Raw genomic sequence first — 17,671 nt, 5'->3', positions numbered from 1 at the left:
GCACAGGAGAAGCCCGTACAAAGAGAGCGGACAAGAGCAAAGAAAAATACCGACAGCACTTATGGCGAACGCTTCCTGAATACACACTCTATGGAAAAGCGTGGCGATAAAAGTATCTATATCCGGCAGGAATACCACGAACGTTGTCCGTATCGTACAGGTTATCGGAAAGATAAGATACCGTTGTATGCGTACCTCGACAATATTCTCGAACATCATTTTGAACTGTTTGAGAAAGCGATTACCGATGATTTTAAACGAGAAGTTTAAACTATTTTTTTAAAGTAAACAGATTATGGAAAATACAAACAAAAAAAACAGACAAAGCCATACGCACGGCTCAATACAAATCCACATTCCTTACACCTACAGAATTTATGGCAAGGAAAGGAAAAACGGTATATATCAGCAAAGAGTTTCATCAGAAACTGAACCTGCTTGTATTTATGCTCGGTGGTAGCAAACTGACCCTTGCCGATTATTTGCAGAATACTTCAGCATCATTTTGATGATTTTGGAGCGGAAATGAAAGAGCTTTACGACAAAGCAAATAAACAACTTTTTAAAAATTACAGCGATGAACAGCAATAGAAAAAATCAGAAAAATAAAGAGCGTAAAAATCCTTATCCCTCTATATTCCTCATCAACCGATTTCCGTCAGGACGGCACGGAAAAGTAGTGTACATACGTCCCGAATACCACGAACGGCTACTCCGTATTGTAAGGTATCAAGAGAGGACAAAGCCACGCTTTACTCTCTAATAGACAACATTCTTGAACCACTTCAAGGAATTTGGCGAAGACATTTTGACTATTATAACAAACAGAACAAACCAAATTTATAGCGATGGAAATAGTAATTGTAATATGCCTGTTGATAGTCATTGCCCTGCTTTTGCAGGACAAGATTGTTATTAAACGGAAGTCGGAACAAAAACCTAAACAGGAAAAAGTTAACCCGAAATTGCCTGATATTATGGGACAACCGAAGGCTTTAAGAAGCCAATCAGTGCCAAATACTGCCACTGAAAGCCAAATAACGGAACCGGAAGTAGATCCTGCTAATTTAGACATTGAATACGACGAAAATGAAAACGTAGGTATTCAGCAAATTCCGCAGGAAGAATTGGATAAGGTGTTCAGTAATAATGTACCCGATTTAGCAGAGGAAGAAGAAGATTTGAACAGGTACAGAACGTCCGGTAGCGATGACGGTTATGCCAGGGGGTTACCTTTGAAGAACTAAACAACGTGGGGGTGTTGCTCCAAAAAGAAACATTGGAACCAGCCCAAAAGGAAACAGCGATTGATATAGTTCAAAGATTACAGGGAACCGAATTATTTGCTCTACTGGAAAGTTCAATGCAAGGTGCTTCAAGAAAGATTGCCGAGCTTTTGGACAGCACACTTTCATCATCTGATACCGAAACCAATCTTCCAATTTGCGGAAGAGTGATTTAAGTGATTTTGATATTGCCGATTTCATATAATCCGCAATGCTGTAAATAACGCCCTAAGCATACAGATATGATTAAATCCAAAAACGACCCCGATTATATATTCGAGGAATATAAAGGCTATACCATCGCCAGCCATAAAAATAATGTGGTCGGTAAAGATATAGACAATCTTATCATTGTCTATAAATCTGAAGAGTTCCCCAATCACGGATATATCGTCGGGCTTGATGACAGCAAGATGTCAGGGTATAGAAAATCCTTACCGAACAATATAGAGGATGCCAAAGCCTATATAGATTGGGCAGTTAAAATACGTGAAGAAATGGAAATGGCAATAAAGCCTGAAAACGCCTACGATTTACGCGTAAACAAAGGTGTGTTACCAACCATTGATATTGCAGGGCATACCTTTTATGTAGATATACGAATGGATATGCTTCGTCCCAAAGACGATTTTCTATCCAAAGGAATAGTATTCGATGAAATAGACCATTATTTTTCAGAAGAACGAAATGCCTACCTTATTCCTTATGATCCCAAGAAGCATGAGTTCAGAGAACTTGATTATAACAATCTCGTTAGCGTACCTAAAGATCTCATCGCAGTAGAATTCCCATTTCAAAAGGAGCTTGATCTCATTGGGTGGAACAGAAAAGGTGGTTGGGATATAAAAGAGGATTTAAAACCTACAGGAATTAAACTTCATTTTGAGGCAAAGATTGTCTCTTGGAAGGAAACCTATATCAACGATATTATTAAGGATAATCTTAATAGATTAAAAGACAAATCAGAAAAAGAAAAACTTCAAAGCAAACCTTCCGTTCCATCCCAAAACCAGCAATCTAAGAAAGGTCGAAAAATGTAAATAAAATTTCTGTTAGACAACGCCAAACAGTAAAATGCTTGGCGTTTTTTTATGCTTAGCTTACCACTTGTAATAGTATTATCTTAATGCTAAAGGTTTTCATGGTATTTATACTAATTATTAATAATATTATTTATTCTTTCAAATATTGTCTTTTCATACCCATCGAATGAACCTTGTATTCGGTTGGCTTCATTTTGGTTTTGGGAATCATAATAGTCAATAATTTTTTGTGGTACACCGTAATCACTTGCGATGCGTGCCTCTTCACTGAATGCGTTGTACTCTAACTTGATTAAGAGCACATCGATACCAGTAGCGTCTTCATAAGCAATTCTATCTCTTTGGGAAATGTAAAACTTATACATGAGATTGAACACACCAATATACTTTACCAACTGGTATTTGAAGGTGTTGTATATCAGCGACGAAGTTCTTCTCATTGCACTATTAACCGCATTGGATGAATTGGGATTGGCCTCCCTTCTTAAATTATAATTGTAGACACCATTGAATCCTGTACTTAAATAACTATTGAGTGCTGCAAATAGAATAGAATAATGATTTGGACTATAGTTATCTTTAAAGGTATTTTCTATCATAGCCTTTAAAGTTTCATTTTCAACTACTTCGTAAATTGCGTCCAATATTACCTGAAAGCCATCTTTTTCGAGAGCCATTCGAGGTGCGTTTAATCTTGCTATAAACCTCTTTATCCTTTGATGAAATAATGGTGACAGCCCTGCTATATTATCGTATATCTTAATCTTATCACGCTTGCTTATAACCTTAAATTGTGAAAGAATATAGTCTGGAATGCCTCGCGTTTCCTGCATAGCCCGAATTTCTAACAATCTCTCACGACTGCGATCATCCAAATATTGTTCCGGGGTCATCTCATCATCAATTTCTTTTTTTTCAACATTTAAGTCATAGTTTTTATGGGTAATCTGTTCACCCGTATCGTTTATGACGTTCATAAACTCTTTATCAAGAGAAATCACTCGACCAGTGTAATGTTCCATAAAGCGGCCAGCTCTTCCTGCAATATTTTTGGCATCAAAGGTTAGTAATGGTTTTCCATATCTTCCTCCTCCTTTTTCACTTTTATAAACAATCATATTTTTTGCAGTCGTATTTACACCTTCGGTTATGGTAGTAGTTGAAGTTAATATTCTTACGCCCGATTCTGGATTGTTGAAAAGAGAAATAATCTCCTTTTGAATATATTTAGGTACCATCCCGTGATGAACACCGACGCCTTTCTGTAAAGCTTCTATAACAATCCATTTGGAGTCGAAATTTTGCAAAAGATGGTCAAGAAAAATTTTATAAAATCCGGTATTTAAAGGAGCTCTGTCAAAATCTTTGGCTACTTTCTCAGCATTGCCCTGAGTATTACAATACACAATAGCATTTTCGTTATTGAGTAAAATGCGATCTAGAAGCTCCTGTATTTTTGCTTTTTTTGCAGTTTTTCTGCTAAAATTAAAATCAAGTCCATCAATCGTGATTCGCCCTCTCTCATTTTCTACATCAGTTTTTGTAACTTTTACTATTTCATATTCGTTTCTTAATAATTTTTCAATACCAAAATCACGAAGGAACAAATCGAAAGATGGATTATAGCCGTCGCGAGTCTGGTCAAAGACTTCAATATATGGACCAGCGAGAAAAATATCTATGTCAGTATATTTTGAGAAGCCATAAAATAGGGACATTCTATAGGCAACATCGCGTTCATTTTCTTTTGCTTCATTGTCAATAATGTATCCGTTGTCGATCTTATACACTTCATCTATAAAGATAAAGTCAAGATGAACATCGTGATTCTTGTCCAAAAATGAAAGGAAACGCTCCGGTGTAAAAATAAAAATATTATTTTCCTGAGGGTTTACAGCAAAATCACTTAAGGTTTGAACATTGTATTCATCTGCAAACTTTATAGTTCCATTTTTGATCTTCGCCAAATTTTCTGTCAATAAGGCAATACTCGGAAATATTAAGACAACATTTTTGTAACGCATCTTTTTTATAATTTCATATACAAGATGCGTCTTTCCAAATGACGTAGACGCTGATAGAAAGTAGCGGTTTGTTTTTTCCGAAATAAACAGATCAAGGATTTCCTTCTGATATTGGTGTAATTTTGAATGATCATCCGTGTAGAGTGATGATTCGTATAATAAGGAAGATATTGTACTGAGGCAAATATTATCTTCATCTAAAGCTAGTGACCTATCCTTTTGGAATTTATAAAGAATATCGTAATAGTGCGGAACCCCGACTTTAGAAGAGAGATATAGAAGAAACCTTCGGTCTGCATCATCTATCTCTTCATCTTTTATAAAGTCAAAATATTCACAGACTTCATTTAGTAATAAGTGTTTTGCCGTTATGCCTTCCTGAAAGGAATTTAATGTGGTTACAACGTTAAGGGTTCTTTGCTGTCTATCCATTTGATGATTGTTTCTTTACAGGTTTTTGCACTTTCGATCGGAATTAGAATAAAAAATATTGAAAAATCTATACTAATATTTTTGAATTCAAGGTCTTTGTAATTTTCATTAATATGTTTGATGGCTGTTTCTATTGACTCTTGGTAATTACCATTGACATAGTCAAAAGTGATCAGTATAGGATAAACTAATTTAATATTATTGTCGATAAGCTCCTGTTCCAAATTGTCGATGATGCATTTATCCCATTTATCAAGTATCTTATAGAGGGAAGATTCTTTGTCGACAATATTCCCTTTACTTTGAAGGATTGTCGTAAAATTCGTGTTGATGAGATAATCATCTGAAATAGCTTTCTGAATATTATCAAACACTTTATTAATTGCGGCTTTACCGTCTTGATAGAATTTAGTTTCTCCAAACCATAATTGTATTTCATCCTCAGTTTGAATTAAGTGGAAGCAATCATACCCGGTCACCTCCGATTTCTTCTGTATGTCATAAAAGTAGCCACGCGATACAAGTGTTTCATTTCCGTAGTATACTTTCAATATTGCGTAAAGCAAGGACTCTCCGTAAATCCCTAATTTCAGTTTTGCCAAGTCATCCGCAGAATAATTATATTTAAATTTTGCGTTAAATGCATTTATAAACATCTTTTGATGATCACCGTCCAACAACTGAAATTCATCATAAGCGTAATACAAGATGCTTTCATAGATGATACGAGATAAACTTCCCATATCTTCAGCTTTATAACAATCATCGAAAAGGTCAATATGAGTAACACAAGATTTGCTTATCAAAAGCTTATCATCTGGTAGATTGTATTCTAATAATACAGTCTTTTTTATAAGATCTATTAGGGATGGTTTCATTAATAAGAGCGGTTTGATAAATCAGGTCCATAAGTAACTATAAATCTGACTAATTTAATTTATTTTTTGTGTTTATAAGCAGAATTCAATTAAAATGTTAGATTGACTTTAAAATGATTTTGCACTTAGGCAAGATATTTACTAATGATATCAAATTTCATAACTTCCTCATGACTATCAGTCGCGTGCAGAAATGCAGGATTTTTCTGGTCTGATTTATTAATAATATCAACAAATAACTTTAGATTTTCCAACTGTAATTCCGAGAATGAGTCAATATCTGCTTTAATTTCTTCTACAGTGTGTGTATTCCTGTAATTGGTATACTTACCCATAAAGCCAACGAAAATATCAGAAAGTTGTGTCAATTGGCTATCCTGTGAATCAACAAAAGAATAGTTTTTAAATTCGACTCCCTTATCTAGCATTCTGTAACCGTTCAAAGCTTCCCTGATGGAATCCTCATTATCGAATATATGAGTTGAATTCTTGAAAGTGTAGATTGGTCTAAGATAAAAATGTGTCAGATCTGCCAACAGAACATAATCTTGTTCTTGCATCACAAAAGCTAGCTCACCCTTCTTTTTAGACTCTTTCAATATCTGCCGTAAAGATTCCAGTCCAAAATGAAATTCTGGGATAGGTAGATATTCCTCAAAAAGATTACTCAATGCCTCTATGAAATCACCAATTTTTTCAGGTTTAACATTAGGATATTCGAAAGCATAAAAAAGTTGAATGACGGCATCTATTTCAAGACGACAAAGTTTATAAAGGTCATTCTTTAACCGATTATCAAATCCAGGTCCTAATTGCATAGCCGTGTCCGAATTCATTATAGCAGAGTCAACGATATCAACTACAGACCAATAAAGAATATTTAAGCTCGAATAATGTACATAAAGATCGCTATCCTTTAAAAAGCGAAAGAAGAGATTTAGCTTTTGGGATTTGAGGCAATCAAGGAAATCTCCGAATGCGATATGTTTGAATTTAACTTCCTTGGCTGTTTTCTGCAAATTAAAACTATCAATCAATGGCTGTACATCTGGTACTACTCCCTGATGTAGAAGTCCTCCCAATACGAAATTTGCAGTAAATGTATAATTGAAATCATTTTCTCTTACATAGAATGTTTTGACATTATTAGTCTCATCATAATAGAATGTATATGGTGTTGTAAAATCAACCCTTGGATTCAGCAATCGGGCTAATTGGTTAGCAGTCTCAATTTCGGCTATTTCAAAATCAATCATGGTATTAGTTTATTAAAATTAATATGTGACTAAGTTATAAAAAACACGGCTAATAATGCCACTCAACGCCAAACACTTCCTCTGACTGCCACTTTACGGTAACGCCTCAATTTCCATAAGACATTTGTCCCGAAAGCCCGCAAGGTGTGGGATAACAAAAACAAATTAATGTGTTTCAATTATGGAAAAACAAAGAAAAAAAGTTTTGCTGGCAACCGTAGCGATGTTGTCAGGAATTGGTGCTTTCGCACAGGGAAACGGCTCGGCAGGTATCAACGAAGCTACCCAAATGGTAACAAGTTATTTCGACCCCGCAACCCAGTTAATCTACGCTATCGGTGCGGTAGTTGGGCTCATCGGAGGCGTTAAAGTGTACAACAAGTTCAGTAGTGGAGATCCTGACACAAGCAAGACGGCAGCTTCGTGGTTCGGTGCGTGTATCTTCCTGATTGTAGCGGCTACCATTCTGCGTTCATTCTTCCTTTAATCCCTTGCCTTATGAATTACAATATCAACAAGGGCATCGGAAGAACGGTGGAATTTAAGGGGTTGAAAGCACAGTACCTGTTCATCTTCGCAGGTGGATTGCTCGGCACTTTAATTTTCGTGATGATAATGTATATGGCAGGTGTAAATTCTTACATCTGTCTACTGCTCGGAACCGGAGGTGCTTCACTTATCATCTGGCAGACCTTTTCACTGAATAGGAAATATGGCGAACACGGACTGATGAAGTTGGGAGCCATAAAAAGGCATCCCCGTTATATCATCTGCCGCAAGCCTGTACACAGGTATTTAAAATTCACTCCTAAACTCAAAACCTTATGAGAAATGTAGCTAAGACAGCCACATTGGAAAACAAATTTCCTTTGCTGGCAGTAGAGAACAACTGCATTCTTTCTAAAGATGCAGACATTACCGCCTGTTTTGAAGTACGGTTGCCGGAACTGTTTACCGTTTCATCGGCAGAATACGAAGCTATCCATTCCGCTTGGCACAAGGCAATCAAAACCTTGCCAGACTTTACCGTCATTCACAAACAGGATTGGTACATCAAAGAAAACTACGCTCCGGATTTGGCACAGGAAGATCAGAGCTTTCTGTCGAAATCCTATCAACGCCATTTCAACGAAAGACCATTTCTGAACCACTATTGTTATCTGTTTCTAACCAAGACTACCAAGAACAGAATGCGTATGCAAAGTAACTTCAGTTCGCTTTGTAAGGGTACGCTTATTCCAAAAGAAATCAATAAAGAAACGATACACCGATTTATGGAAGCGGTGGCTCAGTTTGAGCGAATTGTTAATGATAGCGGATTTATAAGCCTACGACGTTTGACCGAAGACGACATCATCGGTACGGACGAAACACAGGGATTGCTGGAGCAATACCTAACTCTATCAAGAGAAAACAGAACGGCAATGCAAGACATAGCACTCAGTGCTGAAGAAGTCCGTATAGGAAATAAAAGGTTATCTCTGCACACCTTGTCAGATACGGACGACCTGCCTGCAACCGTTTCGGCAGATACCCGCTTTGAAAAGTTATCTACCGACCGAAGCGACTGTCGTTTATCGTTCGCTGCTCCTGTGGGGTTGTTGTTAAGCTGTAACCATATCTACAACCAATACCTGTTTTTAGATAATAGCGACGACAACCTGCAAAAGTTTGAAAAATCTGCCCGCAACATGCATTCTTTGGCTCGTTACAGCCGTGCCAACCAAATCAACAAAGAGTGGATTGAAAAGTACCTGAACGAAGCCCATTCATTCGGGCTTTCTTCAGTTCGTTCACACTTCAATATAATGGCGTGGTCGGAAGATCCGGCTGAACTCAAACAGCTAAAGAACGATTGCGGAAGTGCATTAGCATTGATGGAATGCAAACCACGCCACAATACAACTGATGTAGCTACCCTGTATTGGGCAGGAATGCCTGGCAATGCTGGTGATTTTCCGAGCGAGGAAAGTTTTTACACTTTCATAGAACCTGCATTGTGCTTCTTTACCGAAGAAACCAACTACCACAATTCGCCTTCTCCATTTGGGATAAAAATGGCTGACAGGCTTACAGGAAAGCCTATCCATTTGGATATTTCGGATTTGCCGATGAAACGAGGGATTATCACTAACCGGAACAAGTTCATACTTGGTCCGTCAGGTTCGGGAAAATCTTTTTTCACTAACCACATGGTTAGGCAATACTACGAGCAAGGTGCTCACGTATTGCTGGTAGATACGGGAAACTCTTATCAGGGGTTGTGCGAATTAATCAAAGGAAAGACCAAAGGCGAAGACGGTGTTTACTTCACTTATACCGAAGATAACCCGATTGCCTTTAATCCATTTTACACCGATGATGGTGTGTTCGACATCGAAAAGCGTGAGAGTATCAAGACTTTAATACTCACGCTTTGGAAACGTGATGATGAACCGCCTACAAGGTCAGAGGAAGTGGCGTTGTCCAATGCGGTTTCAGGTTATATCGACCGTATAAAAAACGAGGGTATTTTCCCATCATTCAATGGCTTTTACGAATATGTAAAAGGAGATTACCGCAAGGTACTCGAAGAAAAACAGGTTCGTGAAAAAGACTTTGATATAGCCAATTTTCTCAACGTTTTAGAACCTTATTACAAAGGTGGCGAGTATGACTATCTGCTGAACTCGGACAAGCAGTTAGACCTGTTATCCAAACGATTTATCGTGTTTGAAATTGATGCGATCAAGGATCACAAAATCCTTTTTCCGATAGTTACCATCATCATTATGGAGGTCTTTATCAACAAGATGCGAAGACTGAAAGGTATCCGAAAGCTCATTTTGATTGAGGAAGCTTGGAAGGCCATTGCAAAAGAAGGAATGGCTGAATACATCAAATATCTTTTTAAAACCGTAAGAAAATTCTTCGGAGAAGCCATTGTCGTAACCCAAGAAGTCGATGATATTATCCAGTCGCCTATTGTAAAAGAGAGTATTATCAACAATTCCGATTGTAAAATCCTCTTAGACCAGCGTAAGTATATGAACAAGTTTGATGATATACAGGCAATGCTGGGGCTTACGGATAAAGAAAAGGCACAGGTACTATCCATCAATATGAACAACGACGCCAGTCGCTTGTACAAGGAAGTTTGGATTGGATTGGGCGGAACACACTCGGCAGTGTACGCAACGGAAGTAAGCCTTGAAGAATATTTGGCTTACACGACAGAAGAAACCGAAAAAATGGAAGTGATGCAACTCGCTTCCGAATTGGACGGTAATGTGGAACTCGCCATTAAGCATATCGCTATGCAAAGGCGTGATGAATTAAATCAATAAGTAATCATTTAAAAATTCAAGACAATGAAAAAAATATTTTTAATGATGCTCACGGCAATACTGTTTGTCGTAGCACCGTCAGCAAAAGCTCAATTTGTCGTGACTGACCCGGCAAATCTGGCTTCAGGTATTCTCAACTCTGCGAACGAAATCGTACAGACTTCATCTACAGTGAGCAATGTGGTAAAGAACTTCAAAGAGGTTGAAAAAGTGTACAAACAAGGCAAGGAATACTATGATAAACTCCAAGCCATCAACAACCTTGTGAAAGATGCCCGTAAGGTGCAACAAACAGTTTTACTGGTGGGCGATGTATCGGAAATGTATGTAACCAATTTCGGTAAGATGATGAACGATCCGAATTTCAAACCAAATGAGTTAGTAGCGATTGGCAACGGGTATTCGGCACTGCTGAATGAAAGTACAGAACTGCTAAAGGAATTGAAGCAAATTATCAGTGCATCAAGTCTTTCACTGAATGACAAAGAGCGTATGGATATTATTGACCGTGTGTACAAAGAAGTAAAAGAATACCACAGCCTTGTACGCTATTACACCAATAAGAACATATCGGTAAGCTACCTGAGAGCAAAGAAGAAAAACGATGCCAAAAGGGTGCTTGATCTGTACGGAACTTCTAACCAAAAATACTGGTAAATCATGGAATGGGATAATCTTCACGAACTTCTGCGTTCGCTCTACGATGATATGATGCCTCTTGCGGGCGATATGGCTGCGGTTGCGAAAGGTTTGGCAGGATTGGGAGCTTTGTTCTATGTAGCATTAAAGGTTTGGCAGGCTTTAAGCCGTGCCGAACCTATTGATGTGTTCCCCTTACTTCGCCCATTTGCCTTAGGACTTTGCATTATGTTTTTCCCAACTATCGTGTTAGGAACCATTAATGCGGTATTAAGTCCTGTTGTAACCGGAACCCATCAAATACTCGAAGACCAGGTACTGGATCTGAACAAGCTACAACAGCAGAAAGACCAATTGGAATATGAAGCAATGGTCAGAAACCCCGAAACAGCCTATATGGTATCGGACGAAGAGTTTGATAAAAAGCTGGAGGAACTGGGTTGGTCGCCATCGGATATTGGAACAATGGCCGGAATGTATATGGACAGGCAAGCCTACAAGATAGAAAAAGCCATCAAAGATTGGTTTCGTAACCTACTCGAAATACTTTTTCAAGCTGCGGCTTTAGTCATTGATACTATCCGAACGTTCTTCCTGATCGTTTTAAGTATTCTCGGTCCAATTGCTTTCGCCATCTCCGTGTGGGACGGCTTTCAATCCACGCTCACGCAATGGCTTACGAGGTATATAAGTGTTTATCTGTGGCTTCCTGTTTCAGATTTGTTCAGTTCGATGCTTGCAAGAATACAGTCCCTCATATTGGAAAAGGATATTGCGATGCTGTCTGACCCCACATTCATACCCGATACCTCCAATACAGTGTATATCATCTTTATGATTATCGGTATCATCGGTTACTTCACTATTCCAACGGTAACAGGTTGGGTAATACAAGCCGGCGGTGCTGGAAACTTTACCCGAAACGTAAACCAAGCGGCTATGAAAACTGGAAATATCGCAGGTGCTGGAGCAGGTTCGGCAGCAGGGAATATCGGTGGCAAATTAATGGGAAAATAAAATAATTAAATCAGTTAAAAATGGAATTTAAAACTTTAAGAAATATAGAAAACAGCTTTAGGCAGATACGTCTGTATGCCATAGTATTTGCGGTTCTCTGTATTGGTGTGGTAGGATATGCCGTATGGAAATCGTACAGTTTTGCCAATGAGCAACGCCAAAAAATCTATGTGCTGGATAACGGTAAATCCTTAATGCTTGCCTTGTCGCAGGATGCGAGCATCAACCGACCTGTGGAAGCACGGGAACACGTCAGACGTTTTCACGAGTTGTTCTTTACCCTTGCTCCAGACAAGAACGCTATCGAGAGCAATATGAGCAGGGCATTCAATCTTGCCGATAAAAGTGCTTTCGATTATTACAAAGACCTATCGGAGAAAGGCTATTACAGCAGGATTATTTCAGGTAACGTACAACAACGTATTGAGGTGGATAGTGTCGTGTGCAACTTCGACACCTATCCTTATTCGGTGCGTACCTATGCGAAGCAGTTTATCATAAGGTCAAGTAATGTAACACGACGTAACCTGGTTACTTCCTGCTATCTCGTAAACTCCGTTCGTTCCGACAACAATCCCCAAGGCTTTAACATCGAAAAATTTGCGGTAGTAGAGAACAAGGATATTGAAGTCATCGAACGCTAAAATGTAAGGATATGGAACAATCACTTGATTTAGACACGTTTGTAAAAACCCTTACGGATAAAGGATATAACGGTTATTTCCAAACGGAGAGTTCTTATGCAGGTAAGCTAAAAGACAGTATCAGCGATTTTTTAGAGGCGTGCAAGAACGGTACAGATAAACCGCTTAATGCAGACAGCTTTTCATTAAGGACTTACATCGAATGGAACGGCGAAGACAAGCCTAAAACCGAATGTTATATGCGAATACGGTACGAAGACAACAAATTCGATGTGCAGAAAATGGATATTGAAAGGACTGACCGTTATGGGTATTCAATGAAAAAATCAGAACTGACAAACCTTACAACAGGATCAGTTGCGACCGCAAAGGAAGCCCTTGCTAAAGTCCTTGACACACCTAAAGAACAACTTGCTCCGAAAAGAAGAGGGTTTAGAATGTGATAACCTCAAATAATCAAAGTATGAAAAAATTAAGGGAAAATATGGACAGGTTTTTTGACAAGCTGGACGACCGTTGGAGGGCTTTACCATTGGCGAAGCAACACCAATATACATTGTACTTCTTTGTTGGTTATCTGCTTCTGACCGTAGGAGTTGTTGCCAAAGTATGGTACGATACAGGCAAGTCAAAAAACGATATGTCGATAGAACATATCGAAAATCCTGTCCTCAAAAAGAACGAAAGTCCTGTAAGGTTACAGGACACATTATCAACAATTTTAAAAAATCAGATTTATGAAAGAAAATGAGAACAAAAAGTCGGTTGTTCGGGTAACGGAGGGGAACCCGAAAGAAACCGCCGATGTACTGCAAAACGGCACGGAGAACAAAACGGAAAAGCTCAAAAAACCTTTGATTTTTGGTTTGATGGGTATTGTTTTCGTTGGCTGTATGTATTTAATTTTCAAACCGTCTGCTGACAAAAAGGAAATCGAAAACATTGGACTGAATGATGCTGTTCCGCAAGCTACCGGAGCAGGAATGCCTGCCGACAAAGGCAAGGCGTATGAGCAGGAAATGCTGGAACGCAAAGAACAGGAGAAACGTAATGCTTTGGCAACGCTTTCGGATTATTGGAACACCGATGATAAGAAAGAACCTGCTAATGAATTTACCGAAGATGATGAAGACGAAAGCACCGGCTATGGAAACGGCGGTAGAAATTCGGGGAGAAACAATAGTTCTGCATTAAACAGTTATCGAAATGCACAAAGCACATTGGGCAATTTTTATCAGGACAACAATTCGGAAACGATGGAACTGCGTAAGCAATTGGATGAACTGAAAGAAAAGTTAGCTGAAAAAGATGTACCAAAAGCAACAACCATTGATGACCAGCTTGCATTAATGGAAAAATCTTATCAGATGGCGGCAAAATATCTTCCGAACAATACAAACACAGGCAATGTGGAACAGCCTGTACCTGCAAATGGTACAGCTTCAGGAGCTGCGGGTGCAAACAAAAAAGAGCATTTTGTTTCTTTTACTGCCGCAAGGAAAAATACCGTATCTGCTTTATATCGTGAGCCGACAGATAGTGAGTTTTTGGAAAATTGGAGTGAAACCCGAAACAGAGGGTTTTATACCGCAGGTACTGCCGAACAAGTTGTACAGCCCAAAAACAGTATCAAAGCCTGTGTACACGATGCACAGACGGTAGTTGGCGAAACGGGTGTACGGTTGCGATTATTGGAACCTGCAAAAACACCAAGCCGTACTATCCCGCAGGGAACAATTGTAACGGCTAATGCCAAGTTTCAAGGTGGGCGTTTACAGCTTAAAATTACCTCGGTTGAACTGGAAGGTAATATCATTCCGGTTGATATCACCATTTATGATCTGGATGGACAGCAAGGACTGTATGTTCCGTATTCTCCTGAAATGAATGCTCTTACCGAAATGGCGGGTAATATGAGCCAACAATCAGGAACAAGCCTGATGCTTACCCAGAATGCAGGACAACAGGTGGCTGCCGATTTAAGCCGTGGCGTGGTGCAGGGAATTTCGGGCTATTTCGCCAAGAAAGTACGTACCCCAAAAGTAACGCTAAAAGCTGGACATCAAGTCTTTCTTGTATCAAAACAATAATGTTAAACTCAATATTTAGACAAATGAAAAATATTTTTAAAACCTTTTGGGCAGTTGCTCTGACCATCGGCTTTGCCGTAACCTCCTTTGCACAGGATAGTGTACCTGTAAAAACACCCCTTGAATTGGGCAAAATTGAACCATATCGTATGGAAGTAACCTACGATAAAACCTCGCACCTGATTTTCCCGACGGCTATCCGTTATGTGGATTTGGGGAGTGAGTACCTGATTGCCGGAAAAGCAGAAGACGCAGAAAACGTATTGCGTGTAAAAGCATCGGTTAGGAATTTTGAAGCCGAAACCAACTTTTCCGTAATTACCAATGATGGTCGTTTTTACTCTTTCAATGTGTATTACAGTGGATATCCCGAAGCGTTGAGTTATGATCTGTTGACGATGCAAAAAGCAGTAGATAAAGCCAACGGAAACGATGTGCTTTTTGAAGAATTAGGAAACAATTCTCCGTCTTTGGCAGGTTTGTTATTGGAAACCATTTACAAGAAAGATAAGCGTATTGTAAAGCACATCGGGGCAAAGAGCTTCGGTATTCAATTTATCCTGAAAGGGATCTACATCCACAACGGTAAGTACTATTTCCACACCGAATTGAGAAATAAAAGTAACGTACCGTTTAACATTGATTTTATCAATTTCAAAGTAGTAGATAAAAAGGTAGCCAAACGTACCGTAGTGCAGGAACGACCAATGATACCGCTTCGTACTTACAAGCCATTGGAGGACGGTATAAACGGACAATCTACCCAGCAAAATGTTTTTCTGTTAGACCAGTTTACCATTGCTGATGACAAGGTTTTGCTGATTGAGATTTTCGAGAAAAACGGTGGACGACACCAAACCCTCCAAGTGGAAAACTCGGACTTAATCAAAGCCCAAGTGATTAATATGAATGCTGGATGGATAAGAATGAGCGTCTTCAAATTTATTTTTTTCTTCTTTTAGTTTTGAAAGTGGGATTCTTTCTTCCTCTATTTTTAAAAAGTTGTATTAGCTGATTTTTATTTTGTAATAGTCCTTTGTCTTTTTCTTCTTGAAATATTTCTGCTTTTAGGGAGTATATTAATTTCATTATTTTTTGTTGACTTGAGTGATAAACGACTTTCCGATAGGTCTTTGTTTAATGGTGATATATGAATTTCCAGTTCGTTACTGTAGTTTAAATCCATACTTTTTATTATTCCCAAAATATCACTATCAGCGTTAGGATATGAGTTTTCGACATAGATGTAATCTCCCAATTGAATCGCTAATGCCTCACATTTCTCCCTGATAATCAATCTTTTTTTTATTACGGTATTTTCTTTGCTTTTTATCAGGTTAAGGATTGCAGCAGGTTTTAGGGTAGAGTATGAGTCAGCTATATGGTTGGTTGTTTTTTCTTTAAGGGTTGAAATATCAATCTGGATATTATCGATTACGTCTGTATAATAACCAACGGAAAATGGTATGTCATTTTCCAGGACAAATCTCCTGATGTCTGATACATTGCCTCCGCCAGCATTATGGAGTTCTTCATCTGTCACTACATTTTCTCTACTTGTTAATTCTTTGACAGCAGCGTTAATCAAATCCTTGTGATAATGACGATCAAAATCAAATTCTCTGTTAGTAACTTTCAGGTATCTTTTTTAAATGGAAGTTTGTTGTCTTCATTGGAATACCTGGATAGCCTCAAGAAATGTGATATATAGTTAAAGAAAGGCTCTGTTCTAAGGAGTTATTTTTAAAACACAATCAGGGGGAAGTATATTCTTTATAAATCCCTCAAAGATATGTTGGGCAAACTGATAATGATAAATAAAGGACTTCACCACTTCGATATCTATATGGTAATCTCTTTGAGATTTGTAAATGAAAGATACAAATTTGCTTCCTGTTGCATTTTGAGAATTGTAGAAAAATTGGTTGGCATTTCTTTTATCTTCATCGGAAAAACTTTTATAATCAATAAAATCAACGTCTATATAGAATCGACATGCATGATTTGAAAAAGCTTCGGCGAGCCCAAAGTAAACCGATATTTTTTCAATTTTATCTTTTAACTGCACTATACCGCAGCAATGCCTGTTTAGTTAAGAGGTGAATTCGGAATCAATATAATCGTTATGCCACATTATTTTTATGTTTTAAAATTCATAAGTTCTAATAAAAAATACAGGGGTGTCCCAATCTTCATCATTGCCAAGAGAAACAGATTCCCATTCTTCACCGCTATCAAATTCCAGTTCGCAATATTCCTGGTAACAGATTTCCGCATCGAATATTTGCATCATTGTGATAACTGCAATGGGGTAAGGGCTACATTATCTATTTTACAGGCTAAATCTATAATATCACCAATATCATCATAGCATTCCATGTAAACCTGAAACTGTCGCCATGATTTTTCTTTCATTTCATCAAGATGTGCTGTTTTCCCAACTGTTTCTTTCACTTTTTGGTATTCAGTAGTCCAATATTTTTCCCATTCATTAAGCATTTCTGGCAGGAAAACATGTTTTTCAATACCGGCATCAATATAAATTTCGCTCCATATGCTTTCGTTGGTCATGGTATATATCTCTTCGTAAGATCGCTGTTCAATTATAGATTTAGGAAGGCAGTTTTTCCTTCGTAAGTATCTATTTCATAGACCTCCTTATCTGTATGAAAGTGCATTAGTCCGCCAACAGCTTCGCTGTATAATTTCCTTTTTTAAGATTGCTGTATTTTTCAAATGCTAAAAGGAAATCATTATATTTTGGCAAGCCATTTTTCTCATTTTCAAAGTCAAACATTTTCCGGGCAATTCCTTCAATGCCTGAATCGTCAGATATGTAGCTGCTTCGTTTTTTAGTATAGTCAAAATATTCTCTTTTCCTTCTGACTTTAGTTCATGATATCTGTTGGTGAGATATTTTTTGAAGTTCAACAATGTAAAATAATAAACATCTTCATGCTTTACTTCTTCCTTTTTAGCATTCCATTCTTTTGGGTCAATGGTGTGCTCCAGACTGAACGTTACTCTTTCTGCTCC

At 38.1% G+C, this 17,671-nt stretch carries 24 protein-coding genes; 16 read left to right on the top strand and 8 right to left on the bottom strand.

Features of this window, described 5'->3' with window-relative positions:
- From QW060_RS22265 to QW060_RS22245, 6 genes are all read left to right on the top strand, one after another.
- The coding region (locus QW060_RS22265; protein ID WP_290365174.1) for a DUF3408 domain-containing protein at nucleotides 1-270 on the top strand (270 nt) is incomplete at its 5' end.
- Between the two features lie 32 nt (nucleotides 271-302).
- Nucleotides 303-509 carry a DUF3408 domain-containing protein gene (locus QW060_RS22260; protein ID WP_397386128.1) on the top strand — a complete coding sequence of 69 codons (207 nt, stop codon included), beginning with the start codon at nucleotides 303-305 and terminating at the stop codon, nucleotides 507-509.
- Between the two features lie 68 nt (nucleotides 510-577).
- A complete protein-coding gene (locus tag QW060_RS22255) occupies nucleotides 578-763 on the top strand; it encodes a hypothetical protein (RefSeq protein WP_290365172.1) in 186 nt (61 codons plus the stop codon).
- An 85-nt stretch (nucleotides 764-848) separates the two neighbouring features.
- The gene (locus QW060_RS28910; protein WP_450091482.1) at nucleotides 849-1,247 is read left to right on the top strand and encodes a hypothetical protein; all 399 of its coding nucleotides are present in this window, start codon (nucleotides 849-851) and stop codon (nucleotides 1,245-1,247) included.
- A gap of 14 nt (nucleotides 1,248-1,261) precedes the next feature.
- Nucleotides 1,262-1,462, top strand: coding sequence for a hypothetical protein (locus QW060_RS28905; RefSeq protein ID WP_450091481.1), 201 nt, complete (start codon nucleotides 1,262-1,264; stop codon nucleotides 1,460-1,462).
- A 66-nt stretch (nucleotides 1,463-1,528) separates the two neighbouring features.
- Nucleotides 1,529-2,326, top strand: coding sequence for a hypothetical protein (locus QW060_RS22245; RefSeq protein WP_290362743.1), 798 nt, complete (start codon nucleotides 1,529-1,531; stop codon nucleotides 2,324-2,326).
- 113 nt (nucleotides 2,327-2,439) lie between these two features.
- Here QW060_RS22245 and QW060_RS22240 read toward each other — a convergent pair whose 3' ends face one another.
- The 3 genes from QW060_RS22240 to QW060_RS22230 form a co-directional block, all read right to left on the bottom strand.
- Nucleotides 2,440-4,785, bottom strand: coding sequence for a DEAD/DEAH box helicase family protein (locus QW060_RS22240; protein ID WP_290362742.1), 2,346 nt, complete (start codon nucleotides 4,783-4,785; stop codon nucleotides 2,440-2,442).
- Nucleotides 4,752-5,663, bottom strand: a complete 912-nt coding sequence (locus QW060_RS22235; RefSeq protein ID WP_290362741.1) for a Hachiman antiphage defense system protein HamA — start codon at nucleotides 5,661-5,663, stop codon at nucleotides 4,752-4,754. Before QW060_RS22235 ends, QW060_RS22240 begins: the two co-directional genes overlap by 34 nt.
- Before the next feature lie 125 nt (nucleotides 5,664-5,788).
- A complete protein-coding gene (locus QW060_RS22230; RefSeq protein WP_290362740.1) occupies nucleotides 5,789-6,868 on the bottom strand; it encodes a DUF3800 domain-containing protein in 1,080 nt (359 codons plus the stop codon).
- Between the two features lie 274 nt (nucleotides 6,869-7,142).
- On the opposite strand from QW060_RS22230, the gene QW060_RS22225 reads away from it, so the two are divergent.
- From QW060_RS22225 to traN, 10 genes are read left to right on the top strand one after another with little or no spacing between them, the layout of a single operon-like run.
- On the top strand, nucleotides 7,143-7,406 hold the full coding sequence (locus QW060_RS22225; protein WP_123901942.1) for a DUF4134 domain-containing protein: 264 nt from the start codon (nucleotides 7,143-7,145) through the stop codon (nucleotides 7,404-7,406).
- An 11-nt stretch (nucleotides 7,407-7,417) separates the two neighbouring features.
- Nucleotides 7,418-7,747 (top strand): DUF4133 domain-containing protein, encoded by a 330-nt coding sequence (locus tag QW060_RS22220; protein ID WP_290364705.1) that lies wholly within the window; start codon nucleotides 7,418-7,420, stop codon nucleotides 7,745-7,747.
- Nucleotides 7,744-10,245 (top strand): TraG family conjugative transposon ATPase, encoded by a 2,502-nt coding sequence (locus QW060_RS22215; RefSeq protein WP_290362739.1) that lies wholly within the window; start codon nucleotides 7,744-7,746, stop codon nucleotides 10,243-10,245. The genes QW060_RS22220 and QW060_RS22215 overlap by 4 nt, the downstream gene beginning before the upstream one ends.
- Before the next feature lie 24 nt (nucleotides 10,246-10,269).
- Nucleotides 10,270-10,902, top strand: a complete 633-nt coding sequence (locus QW060_RS22210) for a DUF4141 domain-containing protein (protein ID WP_290362738.1) — start codon at nucleotides 10,270-10,272, stop codon at nucleotides 10,900-10,902.
- Nucleotides 10,903-10,905: 3 nt separating this feature from the next.
- Nucleotides 10,906-11,901 (top strand): conjugative transposon protein TraJ, encoded by a 996-nt coding sequence (gene traJ, locus QW060_RS22205; protein ID WP_290362737.1) that lies wholly within the window; start codon nucleotides 10,906-10,908, stop codon nucleotides 11,899-11,901.
- A 20-nt stretch (nucleotides 11,902-11,921) separates the two neighbouring features.
- Entirely contained in the window at nucleotides 11,922-12,545 is a 624-nt protein-coding gene (gene traK / locus QW060_RS22200) for a conjugative transposon protein TraK (RefSeq protein ID WP_290362736.1), read from the top strand.
- Between the two features lie 11 nt (nucleotides 12,546-12,556).
- Nucleotides 12,557-12,988 (top strand): hypothetical protein, encoded by a 432-nt coding sequence (locus QW060_RS22195; protein ID WP_290362735.1) that lies wholly within the window; start codon nucleotides 12,557-12,559, stop codon nucleotides 12,986-12,988.
- Nucleotides 12,989-13,008: 20 nt separating this feature from the next.
- Nucleotides 13,009-13,296 (top strand): nitrogen regulatory IIA protein, encoded by a 288-nt coding sequence (locus tag QW060_RS22190; protein ID WP_290362734.1) that lies wholly within the window; start codon nucleotides 13,009-13,011, stop codon nucleotides 13,294-13,296.
- Nucleotides 13,283-14,635, top strand: coding sequence for a conjugative transposon protein TraM (gene traM, locus QW060_RS22185; RefSeq protein WP_290362733.1), 1,353 nt, complete (start codon nucleotides 13,283-13,285; stop codon nucleotides 14,633-14,635). The genes QW060_RS22190 and traM overlap by 14 nt, the downstream gene beginning before the upstream one ends.
- 23 nt (nucleotides 14,636-14,658) lie before the next feature.
- Nucleotides 14,659-15,597 (top strand): conjugative transposon protein TraN, encoded by a 939-nt coding sequence (gene traN, locus QW060_RS22180; protein ID WP_290365171.1) that lies wholly within the window; start codon nucleotides 14,659-14,661, stop codon nucleotides 15,595-15,597.
- Between the two features lie 56 nt (nucleotides 15,598-15,653).
- On the opposite strand, the gene QW060_RS22175 is transcribed toward traN, so the two are convergent.
- From QW060_RS22175 to QW060_RS22155, 5 genes are all read right to left on the bottom strand, one after another.
- Nucleotides 15,654-16,223, bottom strand: a complete 570-nt coding sequence (locus QW060_RS22175) for a hypothetical protein (protein WP_290365170.1) — start codon at nucleotides 16,221-16,223, stop codon at nucleotides 15,654-15,656.
- A 141-nt stretch (nucleotides 16,224-16,364) separates the two neighbouring features.
- The gene (locus tag QW060_RS22170) at nucleotides 16,365-16,703 is read right to left on the bottom strand and encodes a hypothetical protein (protein ID WP_290365169.1); all 339 of its coding nucleotides are present in this window, start codon (nucleotides 16,701-16,703) and stop codon (nucleotides 16,365-16,367) included.
- Nucleotides 16,704-16,781: 78 nt separating this feature from the next.
- Nucleotides 16,782-16,928: a hypothetical protein gene (locus QW060_RS22165; RefSeq protein WP_290365168.1), complete on the bottom strand. Its 147-nt coding sequence runs from the start codon at nucleotides 16,926-16,928 to the stop codon at nucleotides 16,782-16,784.
- Entirely contained in the window at nucleotides 16,925-17,206 is a 282-nt protein-coding gene (locus QW060_RS22160; RefSeq protein WP_290365167.1) for a hypothetical protein, read from the bottom strand. Before QW060_RS22160 ends, QW060_RS22165 begins: the two co-directional genes overlap by 4 nt.
- 168 nt (nucleotides 17,207-17,374) lie before the next feature.
- The coding region (locus QW060_RS22155; protein WP_290365166.1) for a hypothetical protein at nucleotides 17,375-17,671 on the bottom strand (297 nt) is incomplete at its 5' end.

The sequence above is a fragment of the Paenimyroides ceti genome, from assembly GCF_030409925.1.
This window is presented reverse-complemented; position numbering and strand designations above follow the sequence as displayed.

Excerpts from the sequence above, each read along its gene's own strand:
- QW060_RS22255 (WP_290365172.1), top strand. The coding sequence starts at position 578 with ATGAACAGCAATAGAAAAAATCAGAAAAATAAAGAGCGTAAAAATCCT.
- QW060_RS28910 (WP_450091482.1), top strand. The coding sequence starts at position 849 with ATGGAAATAGTAATTGTAATATGCCTGTTGATAGTCATTGCCCTGCTT.
- QW060_RS22245 (WP_290362743.1), top strand. The coding sequence starts at position 1,529 with ATGATTAAATCCAAAAACGACCCCGATTATATATTCGAGGAATATAAA.
- QW060_RS22240 (WP_290362742.1), bottom strand. The coding sequence starts at position 4,785 with ATGGATAGACAGCAAAGAACCCTTAACGTTGTAACCACATTAAATTCC.
- QW060_RS22235 (WP_290362741.1), bottom strand. The coding sequence starts at position 5,663 with ATGAAACCATCCCTAATAGATCTTATAAAAAAGACTGTATTATTAGAA.
- QW060_RS22225 (WP_123901942.1), top strand. The coding sequence starts at position 7,143 with ATGTTGTCAGGAATTGGTGCTTTCGCACAGGGAAACGGCTCGGCAGGT.
- QW060_RS22220 (WP_290364705.1), top strand. The coding sequence starts at position 7,418 with ATGAATTACAATATCAACAAGGGCATCGGAAGAACGGTGGAATTTAAG.
- QW060_RS22215 (WP_290362739.1), top strand. The coding sequence starts at position 7,744 with ATGAGAAATGTAGCTAAGACAGCCACATTGGAAAACAAATTTCCTTTG.
- QW060_RS22210 (WP_290362738.1), top strand. The coding sequence starts at position 10,270 with ATGAAAAAAATATTTTTAATGATGCTCACGGCAATACTGTTTGTCGTA.
- traJ (WP_290362737.1), top strand. The coding sequence starts at position 10,906 with ATGGAATGGGATAATCTTCACGAACTTCTGCGTTCGCTCTACGATGAT.
- traK (WP_290362736.1), top strand. The coding sequence starts at position 11,922 with ATGGAATTTAAAACTTTAAGAAATATAGAAAACAGCTTTAGGCAGATA.
- QW060_RS22195 (WP_290362735.1), top strand. The coding sequence starts at position 12,557 with ATGGAACAATCACTTGATTTAGACACGTTTGTAAAAACCCTTACGGAT.
- QW060_RS22190 (WP_290362734.1), top strand. The coding sequence starts at position 13,009 with ATGAAAAAATTAAGGGAAAATATGGACAGGTTTTTTGACAAGCTGGAC.
- traM (WP_290362733.1), top strand. The coding sequence starts at position 13,283 with ATGAAAGAAAATGAGAACAAAAAGTCGGTTGTTCGGGTAACGGAGGGG.
- traN (WP_290365171.1), top strand. The coding sequence starts at position 14,659 with ATGAAAAATATTTTTAAAACCTTTTGGGCAGTTGCTCTGACCATCGGC.
- QW060_RS22165 (WP_290365168.1), bottom strand. The coding sequence starts at position 16,928 with ATGATGCAAATATTCGATGCGGAAATCTGTTACCAGGAATATTGCGAA.
- QW060_RS22160 (WP_290365167.1), bottom strand. The coding sequence starts at position 17,206 with ATGACCAACGAAAGCATATGGAGCGAAATTTATATTGATGCCGGTATT.